General features: G+C 62.2%; 16 protein-coding genes. 11 read left to right on the top strand and 5 right to left on the bottom strand.

Annotated elements, in window-relative coordinates:
• Window positions 1–119: 119 nt before the first annotated feature.
• Genes petA through ACTJKE_RS16110 form a run of 3 tightly spaced genes read left to right on the top strand, consistent with a single transcriptional unit; the run spans window position 120 to window position 2,895 of the window.
• Entirely contained in the window at window positions 120–698 is a 579-nt protein-coding gene (petA, locus tag ACTJKE_RS16120; RefSeq protein ID WP_057248898.1) for a ubiquinol-cytochrome c reductase iron-sulfur subunit, read from the top strand.
• A gap of 14 nt (window positions 699–712) precedes the next feature.
• Complete coding sequence (locus ACTJKE_RS16115) at window positions 713–1,993, top strand: cytochrome b (RefSeq protein WP_057248899.1); 1,281 nt, start codon at window positions 713–715, stop codon at window positions 1,991–1,993.
• A 32-nt stretch (window positions 1,994–2,025) separates the two neighbouring features.
• On the top strand, window positions 2,026–2,895 hold the full coding sequence (locus tag ACTJKE_RS16110) for a cytochrome c1 (RefSeq protein ID WP_110878678.1): 870 nt from the start codon (window positions 2,026–2,028) through the stop codon (window positions 2,893–2,895).
• A gap of 118 nt (window positions 2,896–3,013) precedes the next feature.
• Here ACTJKE_RS16110 and ACTJKE_RS16105 read toward each other — a convergent pair whose 3' ends face one another.
• Window positions 3,014–3,604 (bottom strand): GrpB family protein, encoded by a 591-nt coding sequence (locus ACTJKE_RS16105; protein WP_440692001.1) that lies wholly within the window; start codon window positions 3,602–3,604, stop codon window positions 3,014–3,016.
• A 268-nt stretch (window positions 3,605–3,872) separates the two neighbouring features.
• On the opposite strand from ACTJKE_RS16105, the gene ACTJKE_RS16100 reads away from it, so the two are divergent.
• The gene (locus ACTJKE_RS16100) at window positions 3,873–4,805 is read left to right on the top strand and encodes a ribose-phosphate pyrophosphokinase (protein ID WP_440691999.1); all 933 of its coding nucleotides are present in this window, start codon (window positions 3,873–3,875) and stop codon (window positions 4,803–4,805) included.
• 203 nt (window positions 4,806–5,008) lie between these two features.
• Here the strand turns inward: ACTJKE_RS16100 and ACTJKE_RS16095 are convergent, their stop codons facing one another.
• Window positions 5,009–5,431: a VOC family protein gene (locus tag ACTJKE_RS16095; RefSeq protein WP_440691997.1), complete on the bottom strand. Its 423-nt coding sequence runs from the start codon at window positions 5,429–5,431 to the stop codon at window positions 5,009–5,011.
• A gap of 242 nt (window positions 5,432–5,673) precedes the next feature.
• Entirely contained in the window at window positions 5,674–12,432 is a 6,759-nt protein-coding gene (locus tag ACTJKE_RS16090; RefSeq protein ID WP_440691995.1) for a kinesin, read from the bottom strand.
• 537 nt (window positions 12,433–12,969) lie between these two features.
• Here ACTJKE_RS16090 and ACTJKE_RS16085 point away from each other — a divergent pair.
• Together ACTJKE_RS16085 and ACTJKE_RS16080 are read left to right on the top strand one after the other, a co-directional pair.
• On the top strand, window positions 12,970–13,338 hold the full coding sequence (locus ACTJKE_RS16085) for an Hpt domain-containing protein (protein ID WP_058328273.1): 369 nt from the start codon (window positions 12,970–12,972) through the stop codon (window positions 13,336–13,338).
• 222 nt (window positions 13,339–13,560) lie between these two features.
• Window positions 13,561–13,881, top strand: a complete 321-nt coding sequence (locus ACTJKE_RS16080) for a 2Fe-2S iron-sulfur cluster-binding protein (protein ID WP_058324100.1) — start codon at window positions 13,561–13,563, stop codon at window positions 13,879–13,881.
• A gap of 527 nt (window positions 13,882–14,408) precedes the next feature.
• Here ACTJKE_RS16080 and ACTJKE_RS16075 read toward each other — a convergent pair.
• Window positions 14,409–15,038 (bottom strand): DUF922 domain-containing Zn-dependent protease, encoded by a 630-nt coding sequence (locus tag ACTJKE_RS16075; RefSeq protein ID WP_058324101.1) that lies wholly within the window; start codon window positions 15,036–15,038, stop codon window positions 14,409–14,411.
• A gap of 107 nt (window positions 15,039–15,145) precedes the next feature.
• On the opposite strand from ACTJKE_RS16075, the gene folP reads away from it, so the two are divergent.
• The 3 genes from folP to folK all read left to right on the top strand — a co-directional run bounded on the left by folP (window position 15,146) and on the right by folK (window position 17,005).
• Entirely contained in the window at window positions 15,146–15,997 is an 852-nt protein-coding gene (gene folP / locus ACTJKE_RS16070; RefSeq protein ID WP_058324102.1) for a dihydropteroate synthase, read from the top strand.
• Between the two features lie 125 nt (window positions 15,998–16,122).
• The gene (gene folB / locus ACTJKE_RS16065) at window positions 16,123–16,491 is read left to right on the top strand and encodes a dihydroneopterin aldolase (protein ID WP_057248908.1); all 369 of its coding nucleotides are present in this window, start codon (window positions 16,123–16,125) and stop codon (window positions 16,489–16,491) included.
• Entirely contained in the window at window positions 16,481–17,005 is a 525-nt protein-coding gene (gene folK, locus ACTJKE_RS16060; RefSeq protein WP_058324103.1) for a 2-amino-4-hydroxy-6-hydroxymethyldihydropteridine diphosphokinase, read from the top strand. Before folB ends, folK begins: the two co-directional genes overlap by 11 nt.
• Window positions 17,006–17,094: 89 nt before the next feature.
• Here the strand turns inward: folK and ACTJKE_RS16055 are convergent, their stop codons facing one another.
• Window positions 17,095–17,646 (bottom strand): hypothetical protein, encoded by a 552-nt coding sequence (locus tag ACTJKE_RS16055; RefSeq protein ID WP_057248910.1) that lies wholly within the window; start codon window positions 17,644–17,646, stop codon window positions 17,095–17,097.
• 237 nt (window positions 17,647–17,883) lie between these two features.
• Between ACTJKE_RS16055 and ACTJKE_RS16050 the strand changes: the two genes are divergently transcribed.
• A complete protein-coding gene (locus tag ACTJKE_RS16050) occupies window positions 17,884–18,747 on the top strand; it encodes a cytochrome b/b6 domain-containing protein (protein ID WP_440691993.1) in 864 nt (287 codons plus the stop codon).
• A complete protein-coding gene (locus ACTJKE_RS16045) occupies window positions 18,744–19,535 on the top strand; it encodes a molybdopterin-binding protein (protein WP_058324104.1) in 792 nt (263 codons plus the stop codon). Before ACTJKE_RS16050 ends, ACTJKE_RS16045 begins: the two co-directional genes overlap by 4 nt.
• The last annotated feature ends 85 nt before the right edge of the window (window positions 19,536–19,620 follow it).

Below are 19,620 nucleotides of genomic sequence, written 5' to 3'. Positions count from 1 at the left end.
GGGGCGTTAGCACTATGAATAGGGCGTGGTTCCTTGACCTGGATCAAACCGCAAGGGGCAGGAATTTCGCCGGGGGCGGATGCGGTTTCCGCAACATTGCGTGAGAGGATGGTTTAGCCGTGAGCGAACACGACACTTCAAGCGAGGCCTTGGGCGAGCCCACTCGCCGCGATTTCCTTTATCTGGCTACCGGTATGGCAGGCGTCGTCGGCGCCGGTGCTGTCGCTTGGCCGTTCATCGACCAGATGCGTCCGGATGCATCGACGCTCGCGCTCGCCTCGATCGAGGTTGATGTTTCGAGCCTGCAGCCCGGCATGTCGCTGACGGCGAAATGGCGCGGCAAGCCGATCTTCATCCGCAACCGTACTGAGAAGGAAGTCGAAGAGGCAAAGGCCGTCAAGCTCGACGACCTGAAGGATCCGGTTGCGCGCAATGCCAACCTTCCGGCCGACGCATCGGCAAGCGACGTCGATCGCTCTGCCGGCGAAGGCAAGGAAAACTGGATCGTCATGATCGGTTCCTGCACCCATCTCGGCTGCGTGCCGCTTGGTCAGGCCGGTGACTTCGGTGGCTGGTTCTGTCCCTGCCACGGTTCGCACTACGATACGGCCGGCCGCATCCGTAAGGGTCCGGCGCCGGAGAACCTTCACGTGCCGACCTTCACGTTCGTTTCCGACACAGTTATCAAGATCGGTTGAGGGGACTACTGATAATGAGTGCTGAACATTCAACCTACACGCCGACGACTGGCATTGAGAAATGGGTTGATTCCCGTCTGCCGTTGCCGCGTATGATTCACGACAGCTTCATCACCTATCCGGTTCCGCGGAACCTGAACTACGCATACACCTTCGGTGCCATGCTTTCGGTGATGCTGATCGTCCAGATCCTCACCGGTATCGTTCTGGCGATGCACTATGCCGCCGAAACGACCGTTGCGTTCAACTCGGTCGAAAAGATCATGCGCGACGTCAACCAGGGTTGGCTGCTGCGCTACATGCACGCCAACGGCGCATCCTTCTTCTTCATCGCCGTTTACCTGCACATCGCCCGTGGTCTCTACTACGGTTCCTACAAGGCTCCGCGCGAAATCCTCTGGATCCTCGGCGTGGTCATCTACCTGCTGATGATGGCGACCGGCTTCATGGGCTACGTTCTGCCCTGGGGTCAGATGTCCTTCTGGGGCGCGACCGTTATCACCGGCTTCTTCACCGCCTTCCCGCTGGTGGGTGAGTGGATCCAGCAGTTCCTGCTTGGCGGCTTTGCCGTTGACCAGCCGACGCTGAACCGCTTCTTCTCGCTGCACTACCTGCTGCCCTTCATGATCGCCGGCGTTGTCGTGCTGCACATCTGGGCGCTGCACGTCGTCGGCCAGACCAACCCGACCGGCGTTGAAGTGAAGTCCAAGACCGATACCGTTGCCTTCACGCCCTATGCGACGCTGAAGGATGCGCTCGGCGTCTCCGTTTTCCTGCTCGTCTATGCCTGGTTCGTCTTCTACATGCCGAACTTCCTCGGCCACCCGGACAACTACATCCCGGCTGACGCGCTGAAGACGCCCGCTCACATCGTTCCGGAATGGTACTACCTGCCGTTCTACGCGATGCTGCGCGCCATCACCTTCAACATCGGCCCGATCGACTCCAAGCTCGGCGGCGTTCTGGTGATGTTCGGCTCGATCATCGTCCTGTTCTTCCTGCCCTGGCTCGATACGTCCAAGGTCCGTTCGGCCGTCTATCGTCCGTGGTACAAGCTGTTCTTCTGGATCTTCGTCGTCAACGCCATCATGCTCGGCTGGCTCGGCTCGCGCCCTGCAGAAGGCCTCTACGTCGTGATGTCGCAGATCGGCACGCTCTACTACTTCGGCTTCTTCTTCGTCGTCATGCCGGTTCTCGGTCTGATCGAAACGCCGAAGCGCATTCCGAACTCCATCACCGAAGCGGTGCTGGAAAAGCAGAATGCCAAGGCGCAGCCGGCCGCCGCGCGCGCCTGATCAGAACAGCGATTGATAAGGAACCCACAACAATGAAAAAGCTTGTTACAGGCATTCTGTCACTCGCTGTCGTCGCTGGTCTCGGTCTCGGTGCAGCTATCGCCGAAGAGGCGAAGGGCGGCGAGGAGCACGGCGGCGGTACGCCTCACTATCCGATCCACAAGCCGGAACAGCAGGAATGGAGCTTTGCCGGCCCCTTCGGCCACTATGACAAGGGCCAGCTTCAGCGCGGCCTGAAGGTCTACGCCGAAGTCTGTTCGGCCTGCCATTCGATGAACCTGGTGCCCTTCCGTACGCTCGAGGGCCTCGGCTATTCGGAAGCTCAGGTGAAGGCGTTTGCGGCCAACTACGAAGTTCAGGACGGCCCGAATGCCGATGGGGAGATGTTCACCCGCAAGGCTCTGCCGTCCGACCACTTCCCGTCGCCTTACGCGAACAAGGAAGCGGCTGCGGCATCGAACAACGGTGCAGCTCCGCCGGACTTCTCGCTGATCGCCAAGGCACGCGGCATCGAACGCGGCTTCCCGCAGTTCGTCTTCGACATGTTCTGGCCCTACCAGGAAGGCGGCCCGGACTACATCCACGCGCTGCTGACTGGCTACCAGGAGCCGCCGCAGGGCGTCGAAGTCGCCGAAGGCACGCATTACAACCCGTACTTCGCGAACGCTGCCGCTCTGGCAATGGCGCAGCCGATCTCCAACGATCAGGTCACCTACGATGACGGCACGCCGCAGACGGTCGACCAGTACGCCAAGGACGTTGCGTCGTTCCTGATGTGGGCGGCCGAGCCGCACCTCGAAGACCGCAAGCGCACCGGCTTCATGGTCATGGTGTTCCTGCTGATCTTCACCGGCCTCATCTACCTCACGAAGAAGTCGGTCTACGCCAACAAGGAACATTGATCGTCTGCCGGCTTAAGCCGGCTCTGATTAAGATCCAAAGAAAAGGCCCCGGTTCGTCCGGGGCCTTTTGTTTTGGAAGTCCGGCCGCGACGGGATGCAGGCCCTGCAGGGGGCCGGCCTACCTGGCACTGGCCGCAGAGTGCTCGCGCTCGCTGTGGCGCGTGCGGTCAAGCGTCGGACGGGCCCGGCGCCAGCCGGTTTGGGCCGCCCAGCGATCTGCACGATGGATAATTGTCCAGAGTGTTCGGACTTGGCCTCGGTGTAAGGCCACTCGATCATTCTGGTATCGCGCCGCCAAGGCGCGCTTGAGTTCTGCATAGGGCGCGTGCTCTTGGGCGTGGGCACGCATGTAATCCCGGAACAGCAAGGACCATTGCTCGCTCCAGCTTCCGCGCCCGCGCACATGAACATGCGTACGCTCGTTGCCTGGCGCCTCTCGGAAATAGCGCTTGGTCAGGTCAGCATTCGATGGTCGCCACACGTATCCAATGGCCGTCATCCTCTCCCTCAGGACTTCGACGGATTGCAGATCGGCCACCGAAATTTGAATGTCGATGATCGGCTTTGCCGCCAGACCTCGGATCGCCGTCGAGCCAATGTGGTCGATGCGCATAGCGCGCGCGTCCAACACGCTTCGGATGAGCTTTGCCTTGACGGCGAACTGAGTTGGCCATTCGGGACACCAGGCGCAGATTTCAATCGGTTGCATGGTCTTTGTCGGCGCTGTGTTTATTGGCGTTGAGAGATCAAGCTCCTGCAGGGCTCTATGCTGGCGGATTGACTCCGGCTGGTTTGGAGACGACGGCGTAAATAGGTTCGTCGTCCGCAATCGGCAAGCCGGCCAAGGCCGCGGTCCAACGGAGGCCGATCATCTCGCAAGAATGCACAGCGCTTGGTTGTGATTTCGCGCACAAGTCTCTAAATGTGCCCAAGCTCAAACTTCTGCTCCCGAAGGCTCCTTGAACAGGATCGCGCTAATGAAGCTGGTGACCGGTAACTCCAACCGCGCCCTTGCCGAAGCCATTGCCAACCACTTAGATCTTTCCCTCACAGATTGTACGGTCAAGCGCTTCGCCGACCAGGAAATCCACGTTCAACTTCATGAAAATGTACGCGGGGAGGACGTCTATGTTCTCCAGTCGACAAGTGCCCCCGCCGACGGCAATCTTATGGAGTTGCTTCTCCTGGCCGATACGCTGCGCCGCTCATCCGCTCGCCGTATCACCGCCGTTATCCCTTACTTCGGCTATGCCCGTCAGGATCGCCGTGCCACTGGCCGTACACCGATCTCGGCGAAGTTGGTAGCCAATATGATTGCCGCTGCAGGCGTCAACCGCGTGATAACGCTCGATCTCCACACTGACCAGATACAGGGGTTTTTCGATATCCCCACCGATAATCTTTATTCAGCACCCGTGATGACCCGTGACATTGAGCAGCACTACGACATCGAGAACTTAATGGTCGTTTCGCCTGATGTGGGCGGCGTGGCGCGCGCTCGTGCCATCGCCAAGCGCATTGGTACCGATCTTGCGATCGTCGACAAACGGCGACCCCGTGCTGGCGTGTCCGAAGTGATGAACATTATTGGCGATGTTTCCGGGAAGAGATGTCTTCTGGTCGACGACATCGTAGATAGCGGCGGCACGTTGATCAACGCGGCTGAAGCGTTGTTGATGTCTGGCGCCAAGGACGTTTCGGCCTATATCACCCATGGCGTTCTTTCCGAAGGTGCCTGCGAACGCATTGGTGCCAGCCAGCTCAAGGAATTGGTCGTGATCGACTCCATTCACGAAACCGAAGCGCAACGTGAGACCCCCAACATCAGACGCATCACCATCGCGCCGTTGATAGGCGAAGCGCTAGCTCGCACGGCGAGAGAGCAAAGCGTTTCAAGCCTTTTCAACTAAGCCGACACAAGCCGCGACGACCCCGCGACTGAGGATCGCCCCTCCACAAGGGCATCTTCGAAGGAACGTGGCAGCGGAAGCTACCAGCAGGTTTGCTTCGTGATGATCGCGCAAATGAAAACGCCCCCGTCTTGCGACGGGCCGTTGTGTTTTCTAACACCGCCGGCCGCTTTGTTGATCGTAGCGGGCGCCACCCGAGCCTTTCAATCCGCGACAGTCCATTGCGGGTTCCAGGCGATCTCCCAAAGGTGGCCGTCGGGATCCTGGAAGTAGCCGGAATAGCCGCCCCAGAAGCGGTCGTGTGGGCGATCGGTGATGGTCGCGCCGGCGTCTTCGGCCTGTTTCATGACCACATCGACCTCCTCCTTTGATTTGACGATGTGCCCGATCGACACTGCGCCGAGCCGCGTCTGCGTCGCGGTTATTTTTGCATCTTTGGCAAGTGACGGCGCGGGATAGAGCGCCAGTATCAGGTCGTCGCCCATATGGAAGAAGACCACTGCGCCGTCTTCGAACTCCCGGCCGATAATTCCTTTCGTCGGCAGCTCCATGCCGTCGCGATAGAAGGCCAGAGACTTTTCGAGATCGTTTACCGCGAGCGTAAGGACTTTCAACCGTGGTTTCATGTCCGCCTCCTGATCTGAAAACGGAGAGACGCTGCCAGATGGGCCGCGCTGCTTCCAATACATTATAACGGAGGACGCCTGCTTTTTGAGCGGTAGTAATGGCGGTCGGCGTGACGGCCGAGCCCATGCACGAAGGTAGCACTGCCCCTGCTACCGGTCCCGGTTGGTCTTGGCGGGTTTGCATAAGCGAAAACGGCCCCGTCTTGCGACGGGGCCGTTTCTTTATCATATGCCAGCGCCGCTTAGCTGAAGCGGCCGGCGGCGTGGGCGAGCATCGTGTAGACCTTGCCGGTATCCGACGTCAGATAGGTCTGGGTGATGCGCTTGTCCGGATCGTTGCGGGCAACATCGGCGAGCAGCTTCTCGAAGTCGGCGATGTAGCGGTCGACGGCAGTGCGGAACTCCGGTTCGCGATCATACTTGCGCTTGATCTCGTCGAAGGTCTGCTGACCCTTCAGCGTATAGAGGCGACGGGTGAAGACGTCGCGCTCGCCGCGCTGGTAACGGCGCCACAGTTCGACCGAGGCATCGTGATCGATGGCGCGGGCGATGTCGACCGAGAGCGAGTTCAGCGACTCGACGACGTGGCGCGGGTTGCGGCTGTCGCCGGTACGCGCCGCAGGCTGTGCTTCGGCCGGGCGCTGTGGCGTCGGCGAGGGGGCCTCTTCGCGCGATGCCGCACGCAGCAGATCGCGCATCCAGCCACCACCTTCTGCAACCTCGCTGGTCACCGCCTGCGACGGAGCGGGCTGGCGAACGGCCGGCTGTTCGATGCCGAGGCTGCCGCGCAGCGCCGGGGCCGGTTCCTGCCGGCGCGGCTGCTCGATCGGCTGCTGCACCACGGGCTGCTGGGCTACGGGCGGTTGGGCTACGGGTTGCTGGGCAACAGGCTGCGGCTGGACGACCGGCTGCGGCGCCGGCTGCTGCTGCACCGGACGAGCGACCGGAGCGGCGGCAGGCTGCTGACGCAGCGGCTGGGCGACCTCGAGCTGCGTCGAGGACTTGCCGATGATGTCGGACAGTTCCTGCAGCGCCTTGATCTGTTCGCCCACGGCGCGACGCATGACCGCCGCATTTTCCTTGGCCTCTTCCGGCAGGTCGAAGGCACCGCGCTTCAGTTCTTCGCGGGTCATATCGAGTTCCTTGCGGATCTCGCCGGCCGAGCGACGGATTTCGTCGGTCGCACCGCTGAAGCGGCCGATGGCCTCGTCGATCGCGACGCGAACCGCTTCGCGCAGTTGCCCTGCGACGCCGTCGGACTTCTTGCCGCTTTCGGCGAGCATGCGCTCGATGTCGGACACCGAGGCTGCGACGCTGCCGCGCAGACGCGAGGCGACTTCCTTGGAGCGCTCCTCGGCATTGGCAAATGCGCCTTCGATCGATGCACCGGCATCCTCGCCGACCTTGGCGATCGCCTGGCGCAGCGCTTCGGAGGCGCCGAGCGCACGGCCCTCGACCGAGGAGAGCGTCTTGTTGACGTCGGCAAACGAGGTCTCGACGCCGGAGCGGAGCGTGTCGGCGATCTGGCGCGAGCGCTCCTCGGCTCGGCTGAAGACCTGCTCGACCGAGGCGCCTGCTTCGTCGCCGGCCTGGGCCAGCGTGTTTCGCATCGCTTCGGCTGCTTCGGCTGCGCGCTGTTCGGCGCTGGTCAGCAGGCGGCCAACATCCGAGAAGGACTGCTGGATGCCGCTGCGCAGGTTGCCGGCGACAAGGCCCGAGCGTTCTTCGGCCCGCTGGAAGGCGCCATCGACGAAGCCTTCGAGCGCACGCATCGTCCGTTCGATCTCTTCCGAGCGCTGAACGAGCCCGACCGACAGGGTGCGCAATGCATCCTGGCGTTCTTCGAGCGTGCTGACGAGGTTCGACTGGGCGGCGCCGAGCAGGTCGGACGCCTGGCCGAGCACCTTCGAATGGTCCTCGAAGCGGCCGACGATGCCGCCGATCTTCGACAGGGTGGAGGCGGAAATGTCGGACAGCTTGTCGACCTTGCCTTCGATGAGGCGGGTCGAGGTCGAGAGCATGTCGGAGGCCTGACGGGTCGATTCCGACACGCGGGCTATCGTCGATTCCAGACGCTGGTCCATTTCGCCGAGGTTGTTGCTTGCCTGGTCGATGACCGTGGCGATCGCAGCGTTGTTGTTGGCGAGCTGGTCGATCAGGCCCATGGCGGTCGACTGCAGACGGTTCTCGACCATCTTCATCGCCTTCGCCGTTTCCTCGGCGCGGTGCGAGATCGCGTTCAGCGTTTCACCCGCGCGCTCGGCAATGGCATTGACCAGGGCTGCATTTTCCGCGCGCAGGCGATCGGCGCTTTCCTGGGTCACGGCGGCGATGCGTTCGGCGGCCTCGCGGCCAGTGGCGGCATATTGGTCGATGACCGGGCGGGCCTGCTCGTCGATCAGGCGCGACAGCTCCAGCGAGCGGCCGGCGAGCATCGAGTTGAGCTCGCGGGTGCGGTCGTCGAGTGTGTTGCGGATCGCTTCGCCGCGCGCTTCCAGTGCCTTCTCGGTGTTGGCAAGGCCCTGGTGGATGTTGTCGGCGTGGCTGGCGATCTGGCTGTGCGTGGCAGCAAGCCGTGCCGTTGCCGTATCGGCCGCGTCGGCGATCGACCGGGCAAGATCGGCGTGACGCGCTGCGCTGGCAGCAGCCTTCTGCTCGATCGTATTGGCAAGGTCCGCATGGCGGGCGGCGGTTGCCGCTGCCGTCTGGTCGATCGTGTTGGCGAACTCAGCCTGACGGGCCGCGAGCGCCGAAGCGAAGTCGTCGCCGGCCCTGGAGAGGAGTTCGGCCGAGCGTGCCGCTTCCGCGTCGATCTCCCGGGCAACGTCGCTGACGGCGCCACGAAGGGTGGTGGCGAGGCCAGCAGCCTTGTCCTCAATGCGGATGGCTTCTGCGCCGAGTTCCTGAGCGACATCGCCGACAACGCCGCGAAGTGTGGTGACGAGGCCGGCAGCCTGGTCCTCGATGCGAGCGGTTTCTGCATCGAACTCCTGGGCCACGTTGCCGACAGCGCCGCGAAGCGTGGTGACGAGGCTGGCGGCCTGGTCCTCGATGCGGACGGCTTCTGCATCGAACTCCTTGGCCACGTTGCCGACTGCGCCGCGAAGCGTTGTGATGAGGCCGGAAGCCTTGTCCTCGATGCGGACGGTCTCTGCATCGAACTCCTGAGCCACGTCGCCGACTGCGCTGCGCAGATTGCTGACGAGATCGGTGGTCTTGCCTTCGAGGCGGGAGGCTTCCGCGTCCAGATCCTGCGTCGCTTCGCTGACCGCACCACGCAGGCTGCTGACGAGAACGGCAGCCTTGCCTTCGATTGTCCGGTTGACGTTTTCAAGGCCGATGTTCAGGGCACGATCCATGGTGCCGAGGCGTTCGGCGATGCGTTCCGCACCAGCCTCGATGGCGCCGGAGATCCGGCTTGCCGCCGTCTCGCTCATGCGATCGATGTCGCCCGCCCGGTCGCCGAGGCTGTCGGCGATGCGCTGGCCGGCGCCGTCGACGACCTCGTTGACGCTGCCGACGCTGTCACGGACGCGTTCTTCAAGCGAGCTGAGGCTGACTTCCAGGCGGAGGCCGGTATCGTCGACCAGGGCGTTGACGTCGTTGACGCTGCCGCGGATGCGGTCCTGCAGGGCGCCGAGGCTGTTTTCGATGAGGGTGCCGGTATCGCCGACAACCGAACCGACGCTGGTGACGCTGCCGCGGATCCGATCTTCCAGCGCACTGAGGCCGCCTTCGACACGGGCAGCGGCATCGTCGACGACGGAGCCGACATTGGCAACGCTGCCACGGATGCGGTTTTCAAGCGCGCCGAGGTTGCTTTCGATGCGGGCGCCGGTGTCGTCGACGACCGTGCCGACATTGCCGACGGTGTTGCGAATGCGATCTTCGAGCACACCGACGCGGGTTTCGATATGCATGCCCGTTTCATCGACGATCGAGCCGATGTTGCCCGCGCTTTCGCGCATGCGCTCCTCAAGGGAGCCAAGGCTCGTCTCGATGCGCAGGCCGGTATCGTCGAGGCGGTCGTTGATGCCGTTGATCGACATGTCGACGCGGTTGGTGAGGCTGTCGGCCGCGAGGCTGATCTGGTTGGCGGTCTCGGCCAGCCGGTCTGCGATGTGCCCCGTCGTCGAACGCATGCGCGTGTCGAGCGTTTCGCCGCTGCGGTCGATGACGCCGGCAAGCGCGGACTGGCGCTCTTCCAGCGACATTTCCAGCATGCTGGCGCTGGTGGCGAGCGTGGTGGCGATAGCGGTCGACTGATCGGCCAGCATGCCTTCGAGCTGATCGCGACCCTGGCCGACGGCGAGATTGATCGCGTTGATCCGGTCGTCGAGCGTGGCGCGGATCTGTTCGTGCGTCGACGACAGCGTATCGCGCAGATGCTCGGCGCGGCCGCTCAGCGTCTGCTCGATTTCGGCTGCCTTGCCGGCGAGCGAGGCGGTCGCCTCGGTCGTGCGTGCGGTCAGGGCATCGGCGATGTGAGCGCTGGTCTCGGTCAGCGTGTCGGAAATCTTGCCGACGCGGCCACTGAGATCCTCGGCGATGCGGGCGCTCGTCTGGGTGAGGGTATCGGAAATCAGGCTGACGCGGCCGCCGAGGTTTTCTGCGATCGAATTGACGCTCTCGGAGAGCTTCTGCTCGATATCGCCGACGCGGTCGGTCATGGTTTCGGCGACGGCCGTTGCGCGGAACGTCAGGCTGTCGGCCACGTCTTCGGCGTGGCGGCTCAGCGTGTTGGCCATTTCATTGGCGCGCGACGACATCGTCGAGGTAATGGCGGCGGCACGTTCGGCGAGGACGCCATCGAGGGCCGACGTCTGGGTCGTGAGCGCTTCGGAGATCGCTTCGCCACGCTCGGACAGAACGCGCTCCAGCCGGTCGGCCGTGCCGCTGACGGCGTTGTCGATCGAGTCTGCGCCCATGGACAGAATGGTCGAAAGGGTGAGCGTGCGCTCGGAGAGCGTGTTGTCCAGGCGGTGCTGGCTGGCAGCGATCGCGCTGGTGATTTCGTCGGTCGAGCCGCTGAGCGTCTGTTCGATGCGGGCATGGGCGGCGTGCAGGCCGTCGACGAAGGCGGCGGTGCGGGTGTCGAGCCCCTCGGTCAGGCGCTGTTCGCTGGTGGTGAGCGCGCTTGCAAGGGCGTCGGCGCGCTGGCCGAAGCCGCTTTCGATGCGCTCCTGCGCCTGGGAGAGCGCGCCCATGAGGCCGCTGGTCTTCTCGGAAAGGACGCTGTCGATGCGGCTGTGCGCATCGCCGACCAGGTTGCCGAGCTCCGAGGTCCGGCTGGTGATCGTTTCCTCGATGAAGTCCTGGGTCGCGCCGAGCGTCGCGGCCAGCGTCAACGACTGGTCGGAGAGGGCGGAGCCGATCTTCTCGATGCTGCTGTCGAGCGCGCCGCCGATCGCTTCCGATCCGCCGGAGACGGTCTCGTTGATGCGGTGCAGGCTTTCCATGAGCTTGGTGTCGAGCATGCTTGCGCGCTTGTCGAAGGCCGAGGCAAACTCGTGGAAGCGCTCGTCGAAGGCGGTCGCGAGCTGGCCGACGGTGGTCTGCAGCTTTTCTTCGAAGAAGCCGCCGCGCAGGTCAAGATCCATGATCGCATCGTCGGCGCTGGAACGCAGGCTCTGACGGAAGCTTGCGCCTTTCTCGTCGAGCGTGGCGTTGAGCGAGGCGAGGACATGATCGAGGCCGCCGGTGATCGCCTGCTGGCCGACGCTGAGACTTTCGTTCAGGTCACGCGTGCGGGCGATCAGCGTCTCGTTGAGCTGGCGTGCGCGGTCGTTCAATGCCGCGTTCAGCCTTTCGGTGCTGGCGTCGAGCGAGGAGGCGCGCGTTTCGAACTGGCTGAGCAGGTCGTCGCCGCGCTTCGTCAGCGTCTCGCTCAACTGGTCGAGCCGGGTATCGAATTCGGTGCTGAGGCCAAGGCCGGCCGCCGTCAGCCCGGAAAGCAGCGCATCCGTGCGGGATGACAGCATGGTGCCGATCGACTGCAGGGCGGTGTCCGACTTTTCGCTAAGGGCTGCGGCGCGCGTGTCGATCAGCGAGGCGAAGGCTTCGCCCGAAATCGCGATGCGCGAGGCGATGTCATCGCTCGCCTGTTCCAGGTCATCCTTCAGCTTGCCGTGGGCGCCGGATATCGCCGAACGGATACGCTCCGAATGACCGATGATCGCTTCGCGCTCGAGGCCGAGTTCTTGGACCAGCGTGCGGACGCGCAGTTCGTTTTCGCTATAGCTGCGCTCAAGCGCGTTGACTTCGGAATGAACAAGCGTTTCGAGTTCGGTGGCGCGCGCGATGGTGCGCTCGATACCCTCGTTCATCGCCGAGACTTCGCGGCGAACGGCCTGGCCGACAGTCATGACGCGATCGGCTGCGGCCGTTTCGGGCTCGGCAAGGCGCAGCGCGACCTCAGCCATGGAGCGGGCTGCGTTGCGCAATTCCTGCGCACGGGCGATCATGATGGCGAAGGAGAAGAAAAGCATGACCGGCAGCAGGATGCCGATCGCAACGCCAATGGCGCCGGGCGTCGCAGCCAGATCGCTCAGGGAGCGGATCTGCCAGATCTGCGGGCCATAGAGCAGGTTGGCAATGCCGAGGCCGGCGATGGCCCAGATGATCGACACCAGCGCGGCAACCCGGATCGCGGCGCGATTGGAGCGCACGTCGAGTGCGCGCAGCATCGCAGCCGGCGAACGGCGCCCATCGTCGTTGGCGGCGGAAAGGGAAGGGGATTTGGGCGCAGGTTCCGGGGCGAGCGTCTTGGCGGCTTCGGCAGCACGCGCCGCGCGGGATGGCTCCGGTTGAGTCTTTGCTCTTTTATTCTGATCGGGCGCGGGCGCCTGATTGCCGGGCTGAGACACATTTTCCTCCGGATCATCCAAGGAAGTCTTGTCGTTCGGGCTCGAGTTAAGCTCGTCGAAATCGATCGTCAGGGCAGCTTCCAAAGCCTGGAAGGCCTTCTCGTCGATTGACTCATTGCTCTTTTTCGTCGCCATAGGGATACGCCTCATTACCTTTTGCCAGCGACAAAGCTGCCAGCGCTCGCGCACAACGGGCGGGCCGGCTTCTTCCTCGCGGGCTGTGACGGCAAGATACGCGCATCGGATCTACGCAATACCCTACTGATCACACACTGCATTGCCTCGACGGATAGTCACATTTGTGGCCGAAAGGGACCACGAGTTGAGCTTATCCACCGGAACGGTTGCCATTTTCGTACGCAGGCAAGTTCCTAAGCGTATCGTAGTGACACATTAGCTGGGTTCTTACAATTATGAGCGCTCGGGCTTGATTAAAATCCTAATGAAATCTTAATGTGATAACGGTGCCAAAGCCAGAAAATACAAGGAAATCAGACGGTTTAACAGCCGTTAACCATTTCCCCAGATTCCTGCCCATATTGCGCCCCGATTTAAGCTGATAGCAGCCCGCACACGCAAAGGATGTGTATCTGAGTTTGCGCGTGTAGGTGTGGGCGATATGGCGACACCGAAACAAGACCAACATACAATAAACAATAGGGAATTTGGCTCATGGCGGCCCTCAGGATTGCCTTCGAAGCTCCGGACACCCCGGGAAACTCTGCAGCTACCGGCAAGAAGCCGATCGACTTCGCCCACCTTGCGGCACAGACGATGGGTGACAAGGCTTTGGAAATCGAAGTGCTGCAACTCTTCGCGCGCCAGGCGCGCCAGGTCATGAAAGAGATCGTCGAGGGAGAGAGCACGCTTCGCGCTCAGGCTGCCCACCGGCTGAAGGGCGCTGCACTTGCAGTCGGCGCCGTCGACGTTGCCAGCATTGCCGGCGCGATCGAGCAAAACCCGGCAGACGCATCGCTCTCCGACACGCTTTCGGCCGCTGTGCTCGAGGCCGAGCTCTTCATATTGAAGCTCAGCCGCTAAATCGCGGCCCGACGGCGCCGGAAACGGCCAACGCTTTCCCGCCGTCCCACATTTCAAGATAGTGGCCTCGCGCTTGCTGTGCGCGAGGCACGCAGCGATTGCCGTTGTTGACTGGCCGGCGGATTTGTTGGAAGAACTTCCACTGAATTTGCGCCCGAGCGGCGTGCGTTCTGAACAGGCTTTGCGCCTTGCCAGTCCCAGCAGTTCATTCCGGAAAGAGACATGACAAAACTTACGATCGTTGCCTTTGATGGCGCGCGCCATGAACTTGATGTCGAAAACGGCTCGACGGTCATGGAAAATGCCGTTCGCAATTCGGTTCCCGGCATCGAAGCCGAATGCGGCGGAGCCTGCGCCTGTGCGACCTGTCATGTCTATGTCGACGACGCCTGGTCGGCTGCGGTCGGCGCTCCGGAAGCCATGGAAGAAGACATGCTGGACTTTGCCTACGATGTCCGGCCGACGTCGCGGCTTTCCTGTCAGATCAAGATGAGCGACGCACTCGACGGTCTCGTCGTGCATGTGCCGGAGCGCCAGGCCTAAAGCGCGCCGCGAGTTCTCAAATTCGCTCCTTGCGCCTTAAGTTATTGGTATTTCGCATGTCGTTGTCGCAGAACCGCTGCACGGTTTTTTGCGCGACATGCTCAGGCACCCTCCAATTCGTAGCTGACCCATAAAAAAAGCGCCTCGCCAGTCGTTGGACAAGCGAGGCGAGGAGGGCGCATCGCTGACAGATGAGGGAGGGGACATCTGCAGCACCAAGACACGCCAGGAGAACCCACTTTGGCCTCGCTGTTCAATTTCTTCTTTTTAATATTGAACAACGCCGCCTAAACTAAAGTAATGGCAACATTTAAGCTCTTCGCACAACTACTGCGCCGCGCTTAACCCGCTCATTCGGCGGAGGCTAGTCTTGACCCTGGCCCCTCGCTCTATGGTTTCAATATAGATGAGTCGGCGGCTGCCAGCCATCGTTATATTTCACCAATAAAATACTGTGGGTATTGGCGCTGAAATCGCGCCGAGCCGGACTATAGTCAGGCTCTTCTTCAGGGTATGGCCCCCGCTACCTATTGTTGCGTTTTCTTCAGCGCTTCGAGCCGGTATTGCAGGAGCCGGATCATGCGTTTGTCGAAATTGGCGGCTTCGGTGCGATCGAAGCGCGCCTGATCCTTGTCGTGCGCTTCGATCGCCGTGATGCTGACCCGCGCGACGCTTGCCTGCATGCGTTCGCAATCCGCTTCCGGCTTCAGGGCGAGGAACATCTTTTCCATGCGGCGGGCGTGGTTGCGGGCAATTTCAGCGTGCCGCTCCTCATGGCGCTTGATGTCGCTCGAGAGTGTGTCCCAGACCAGAGCCAGGTCACGACCGGCCTGACGGCGGTATTTCCAGCGCGGCAGGATGATGCGGGTGCTGAGCGTTACGCGCGCCGAGCCGACCGCGCAGCGGCCGCCACGGTTGACGTAGGTGATGGAGCCGCCGAACTTTATCCGGGTGGCGCCCGGGTGGCGCGCGCCGGTGGATTTCATCATCGGGCCGCCGGCAGAAAGCGCCTTGTCGAGTTCCTCCGCAGTCCGTCCACCGATCGTGAAATAGGAAAAGCTCTTGTTGATCACGGTTTCGCCCGACGCAGCGCTCAAGGGGGCGGCGACCAGGAGAGCGAGGAGGGCGGCTTTGAACGGGACGCGTACTCGGGACATCAATGCGTGGTTCTCTTCAGTTGAACTTCGATCAAGCTTGGGGCATAGCCACGACCGGCGCAACAGCAAATCGAGGGCTCTCGGCCGAATGCGGATCGTGAGGGAAAATGACTTACAATCCATTTCAGAAAATTAGCTGGAAGCTGGCGCATGGGCGCAGCCTGGAACTCGGGCCGCGTGGCGTTTTGATGGCGATCGTCAATGTTACCCCGGATTCTTTTTCCGATGGCGGACGTTTCATCGATGCTGTTGCAGCGGCGGCGCAGGGCGTGCGGTGCCTTGAGGAGGGCGCATTGATCCTCGATATCGGCGGTGAATCGACCCGGCCGGATGCGGCGACAGTGAGCGCCGAGGAGGAGCAGGCGCGCATCCTGCCGGTGATCTCCGCGCTCAGCCGCGACACCGATGCACTGATCTCCGTCGATACCTACCGCGCTTCGACGGCGCGGCTGGCGGTCGAGGCAGGCGCGCACATCGTCAATGACGTGCACGGCCTGCAGCGCGAGCCGGACATCGCGACCGTTGCCGCGGATACCGGAGCAGGGCTCTGCATCATGCATACGGGCCGCGACCGGCAAAAGCTCGCCGACGTGATCGACGATCAGTTCCATTTCCTCGAACGATCCCTCGAAATCGCCGAAGCCGCCGGTGTCACGCGCGACCATATCGTCTTGGATCCGGGCTTCGGCTTTGCCAAGGATACGGATGAAAACCTCGAACTCATGGCGCGATTTGCCGAGTTGCACCGTTTCGAGCTTCCGTTCCTGGTCGGAACGTCCCGGAAGCGCTTCGTTGGGGCGGTGAGCGGCCGCGAGGCGGGCGACAGGGATGTGGCGACGGCGGCGACCACCGCGCTGCTGCGTGCTGCCGGCGCCTCGATTTTCCGCGTACACGATGTCGCAAACAGCAGGGATGCGCTGGCCATGGCCGATGCTATGCTCAAGGCCAGGGCGGAATGAGGAAAAGCGCGTGCGGCTCTTTTCCCGCATCCGACTGCAACTGACCAGAATCGATCACGTCATGAATTAGGTCGGCCTGACCCAATATCAGCGTGATCCCAGAAAAGCCGACGGGACGGAGAAGCATGAGCCCGACTTACACAATCACTCTCAAGAACTGTGCCTTCTTCGCGCGCCATGGCGTCTTCGACGAAGAAGAGCTCCTCGGGCAGCGCTTTTTTGTGGATGCCGAGCTCGAAGTCGAGCAGGGAACGGCGCTCGTCGATGATTCGATCGAAGACACCGTCCATTATGGCATTGCCTTTCAGGAGATCGAGCGCATCGTCACGGGGCGCCGCCGTTACCTGATCGAGGCTCTGGCGCTGGAAGTCGCCAAGACGCTCTGTGTGCGATTTCCGCAGATCAAGCGCGCCAAGGTCTCGATCCGCAAGCCGAACGCGCCCGTGCCCGGCGTGCTTGACTATGTCGAAGTGACGGTCGAGCATGTCGTCTGAGGCGGGCTGGCGGGTCGCCACACTCGGCCTCGGCGGCAACCTCGGCGATCCGCGCAAGGCGATGGCCGAGGCGCTGCGGGCTCTCGATGCGCGCGACGACTGCGTCGTCGAGGCTGTGTCGCGGCTCTATCGCACACCACCGTGGGGAAAGACCGATCAGGCCTGGTTCTTCAACGCCTGTGCTCAGGTCAGGACGACTTTGAAGCCCGAGGCTTTGCTCGATACGTGTCTCGACATCGAACGTTCGATGAAGCGGGTGCGTGACGAGCGCTGGGGACCGCGCACGCTGGATATCGACGTTCTGACCTATGAAGAGGTGGCCCAGGCTGAAACACGGCTGGAACTGCCGCACCCGAGAATGACGGACCGGGGCTTCGTGCTGATGCCGCTTGCCGACATCGCCGCCGATTTGCCGGTGCGCGGGCGCACGGTCGGCGACTGGTTGGGTGGGGCGGATGTAGCAGGCATAGAGGTTGCCGATGGCGACATGACCTGGTGGCGCGCAGACACCTGACCTCTCCCATCAAGTCGATGAGACCTTTTTAAAACGATAAAGCCCCGGCAAATACTGCCGGGGCTTTATTGTTTGACTGTGCTTTGGAGTTACTTGATCGAGCCGACGGCAATCGCATCGAGCTGGCGGTTGAGGCTGACGCCGATGACCGGAACCATCGTCTCCTCGACCTTGACCGAAATGGTGATGTTCATCGTCTGATCGTCCTGAAGGCGGGCGATCATGGCGCCGTTCAGCTTCTTGCGGTTGATGCCGACGACGACCTTGTCCTTGGCGACATTGCCGGAAACGACATCGAGGCCCTTGCCTTCGGCGCCGTCGAGGAACTTGCCGCTGTAGCTGTTGCCCTTGCGGGTGATCACCGCCGACATCGGCTGCTTGAACACGCCGACGCGGCAGAAGCCGTCGAGCTTGATGCCCGTGTCGTCACCGGCAACCGGTTCGCCGGAGAGATCGCAGGTGAACTTGGTACCCTTGTACTTGCCAGCGACGATCTCGCCCGGGCCTTTCCACTGGCCGGCAACCTTCTCGAAGAAGGCCTTGTCCTTGGCGCCGGAAAGGGCTGGCGTCGCAACGCCGACGGTAGCCGCAAGCGCGATGGCGGCAGTGCCGCGAGCGATCAAAGAGGGGCGCGAGAACATAAACGATCCTTGATGGGTCAACGTCCGAAACTGGAAGCCACATTTGCGCGCAAATGGTTAACGGACGGTTTCCGGGCGCCTGATGTTGTGGCTTCTTTGTGGCCGTCGGGGCGATTGTTCACAGGGTCTCCGGCGTGTCGGAGCCACCGGCCGGAAGTGCTCTGCCGGACGCAGCGGACGCGTGTGAAACTTGTCCCGACCGCCCTACGTATAGTCATGGGAAACGGGAGATTTCCCATGAACACGACGGAATATGATCCCCAGACGATCACGACACGCGCGCAGGCAAGACTGACGATCCGGCGGCACCGACTTGTCACGCGTCTTACCCATTGGACGTGGGCGGTGGCCCTGTTCTTGCTGCTGCTCAGCGGCCTGCAAATCTTCAACGCGCATCCGGCGCTCTATATTGGCCAGCAATCCGGCTTCGCCTTCGACAACGGCGTCTTTTCAATCCAGCCGAGTCGCGACCGGAATGGCGAGGTCCGGGGTATAACGACCGTGTTGGGGCGAAACTTCGATACCACCGGCGTCCTCGGCGTCAGCGGGGCCAAGCAGGTACGCGCCTACAGGGCCTTTCCCGCCTGGCTGACCGTGCCATCTTACCAGGACCTTGCTACGGGACGGGTCGTGCATTTCTTCTTCGCCTGGGTCTTTGCGACGGTCTACGCCATCTGGTTCATGGCAAGCGTGATCAATGGGCACCTGAGGCGCGATATCCTTCCCGGCTGGGGCGATATCCGCGCGTTGCCGCACACCTTGACCGAGCACATTCGCTTTCACTTCGACCACGATGGGCGCTACAACAGCTTGCAGAAACTCTCCTACGCGCTTGTTCTCCTGTTGTTTTTCCCGCTGATGATCCTGACGGGCCTGACGATGTCACCGGGCATGAACGCTGCCTGGCCGTGGCTGCTCGACCTCTTCGGCGGGAGGCAGACGGCCCGCACGATCCACTTCGTCGTTATGCTCCTTCTCGTCGGGTTCTTCGTCGTGCACCTGTTCATGGTGTTTGCCGCCGGGCCGATCAACGAGATGCGGTCGATGATTACCGGCCGCTACCGTCTCGACGATCGACACAAGGGAGGGAATGCGAGATGACGCGCTTGTTCGTCAGTCGCCGTCGTTTCATGGGCATCGCCGGGGTGGCTGCATCCACCGTTCCGCTTGCCGGCTGCGATATGCTCGATGGGTTGCTTGCGGGCGACGATCCGGTGCGTGGCTTTCTCGCATCGGCCAACACACTGACCTACCGGTTGCAGCGACTTTTGATCCCCGTGGATCGGCTCGCACCGGAGTTCTCGGAAAGCGAGATCCGTCAGGGGCAGCGGCCGAACGGCTCGACGGACCCGACCGACCCGGCTTATCTCGCGCTGAAGGACGCGGAGTTTGCTGCCTATCGGCTCAATGTCTCGGGGCTCGTGGAGCGACCGATGCAACTGACGCTCGACGAACTCCGCAACATGCCGTCACGCACGCAGATCACACGGCATGACTGCGTCGAAGGTTGGAGTTGCGTCGCCAAGTGGACGGGCGTGCCGCTGGCCCGAGTGCTGGATGAGGCAGGCGTGAAGAGCGACGCACGTTACGTTGTCTTCCATTGCTTCGACAGCATGTCGCTCGGGCTTGCGGGCTCGGCAGCCTACTATGAATCGATCGACATGATCGACGCCCGCCATCCGCAGACGATTCTGGCCCATGGCCTGAATGGAACGCTGCTTCCAGTCGCCAACGGCGCGCCGTTGCGTGTGCGCATCGAACGCCAGCTCGGCTACAAGATGGCGAAGTACATCCGGGCGATCGAAGTGGTCTCCGATCTCTCGAAGATTGGCGGAGGACGCGGCGGCTATTGGGAAGATCTCGGCTACGACTGGTATGCCGGTATCTAGAGCGCCGTGCGTTCAGATGAACGCACTAACGCCGCTCTGGCACTTTGTTTCTGGAGCATCTTTCCGCGTTTCTGGAGCATCTTTC

Origin of the sequence: Ensifer sp. 22521, from assembly GCF_052044795.1 — a bacterium.
Taxonomy (GTDB): domain Bacteria; phylum Pseudomonadota; class Alphaproteobacteria; order Rhizobiales; family Rhizobiaceae; genus Ensifer.
Note: the sequence above shows the minus strand (reverse complement) of the source record. Positions and strands in the feature narration are given on the sequence as shown.

What these genes read in the sequence shown, in the direction of transcription:
- ACTJKE_RS16115 (WP_057248899.1), top strand. Translation starts at nt 713, where the DNA reads ATGAGTGCTGAACATTCAACCTACACGCCGACGACTGGCATTGAGAAA.
- ACTJKE_RS16110 (WP_110878678.1), top strand. Translation starts at nt 2,026, where the DNA reads ATGAAAAAGCTTGTTACAGGCATTCTGTCACTCGCTGTCGTCGCTGGT.
- ACTJKE_RS16105 (WP_440692001.1), bottom strand. Translation starts at nt 3,604, where the DNA reads ATGCAACCGATTGAAATCTGCGCCTGGTGTCCCGAATGGCCAACTCAG.
- ACTJKE_RS16100 (WP_440691999.1), top strand. Translation starts at nt 3,873, where the DNA reads ATGAAGCTGGTGACCGGTAACTCCAACCGCGCCCTTGCCGAAGCCATT.
- ACTJKE_RS16095 (WP_440691997.1), bottom strand. Translation starts at nt 5,431, where the DNA reads ATGAAACCACGGTTGAAAGTCCTTACGCTCGCGGTAAACGATCTCGAA.
- ACTJKE_RS16090 (WP_440691995.1), bottom strand. Translation starts at nt 12,432, where the DNA reads ATGGCGACGAAAAAGAGCAATGAGTCAATCGACGAGAAGGCCTTCCAG.
- ACTJKE_RS16085 (WP_058328273.1), top strand. Translation starts at nt 12,970, where the DNA reads ATGGCGGCCCTCAGGATTGCCTTCGAAGCTCCGGACACCCCGGGAAAC.
- ACTJKE_RS16080 (WP_058324100.1), top strand. Translation starts at nt 13,561, where the DNA reads ATGACAAAACTTACGATCGTTGCCTTTGATGGCGCGCGCCATGAACTT.
- ACTJKE_RS16075 (WP_058324101.1), bottom strand. Translation starts at nt 15,038, where the DNA reads ATGTCCCGAGTACGCGTCCCGTTCAAAGCCGCCCTCCTCGCTCTCCTG.
- folP (WP_058324102.1), top strand. Translation starts at nt 15,146, where the DNA reads ATGACTTACAATCCATTTCAGAAAATTAGCTGGAAGCTGGCGCATGGG.
- folB (WP_057248908.1), top strand. Translation starts at nt 16,123, where the DNA reads ATGAGCCCGACTTACACAATCACTCTCAAGAACTGTGCCTTCTTCGCG.
- folK (WP_058324103.1), top strand. Translation starts at nt 16,481, where the DNA reads ATGTCGTCTGAGGCGGGCTGGCGGGTCGCCACACTCGGCCTCGGCGGC.
- ACTJKE_RS16055 (WP_057248910.1), bottom strand. Translation starts at nt 17,646, where the DNA reads ATGTTCTCGCGCCCCTCTTTGATCGCTCGCGGCACTGCCGCCATCGCG.
- ACTJKE_RS16050 (WP_440691993.1), top strand. Translation starts at nt 17,884, where the DNA reads ATGAACACGACGGAATATGATCCCCAGACGATCACGACACGCGCGCAG.
- ACTJKE_RS16045 (WP_058324104.1), top strand. Translation starts at nt 18,744, where the DNA reads ATGACGCGCTTGTTCGTCAGTCGCCGTCGTTTCATGGGCATCGCCGGG.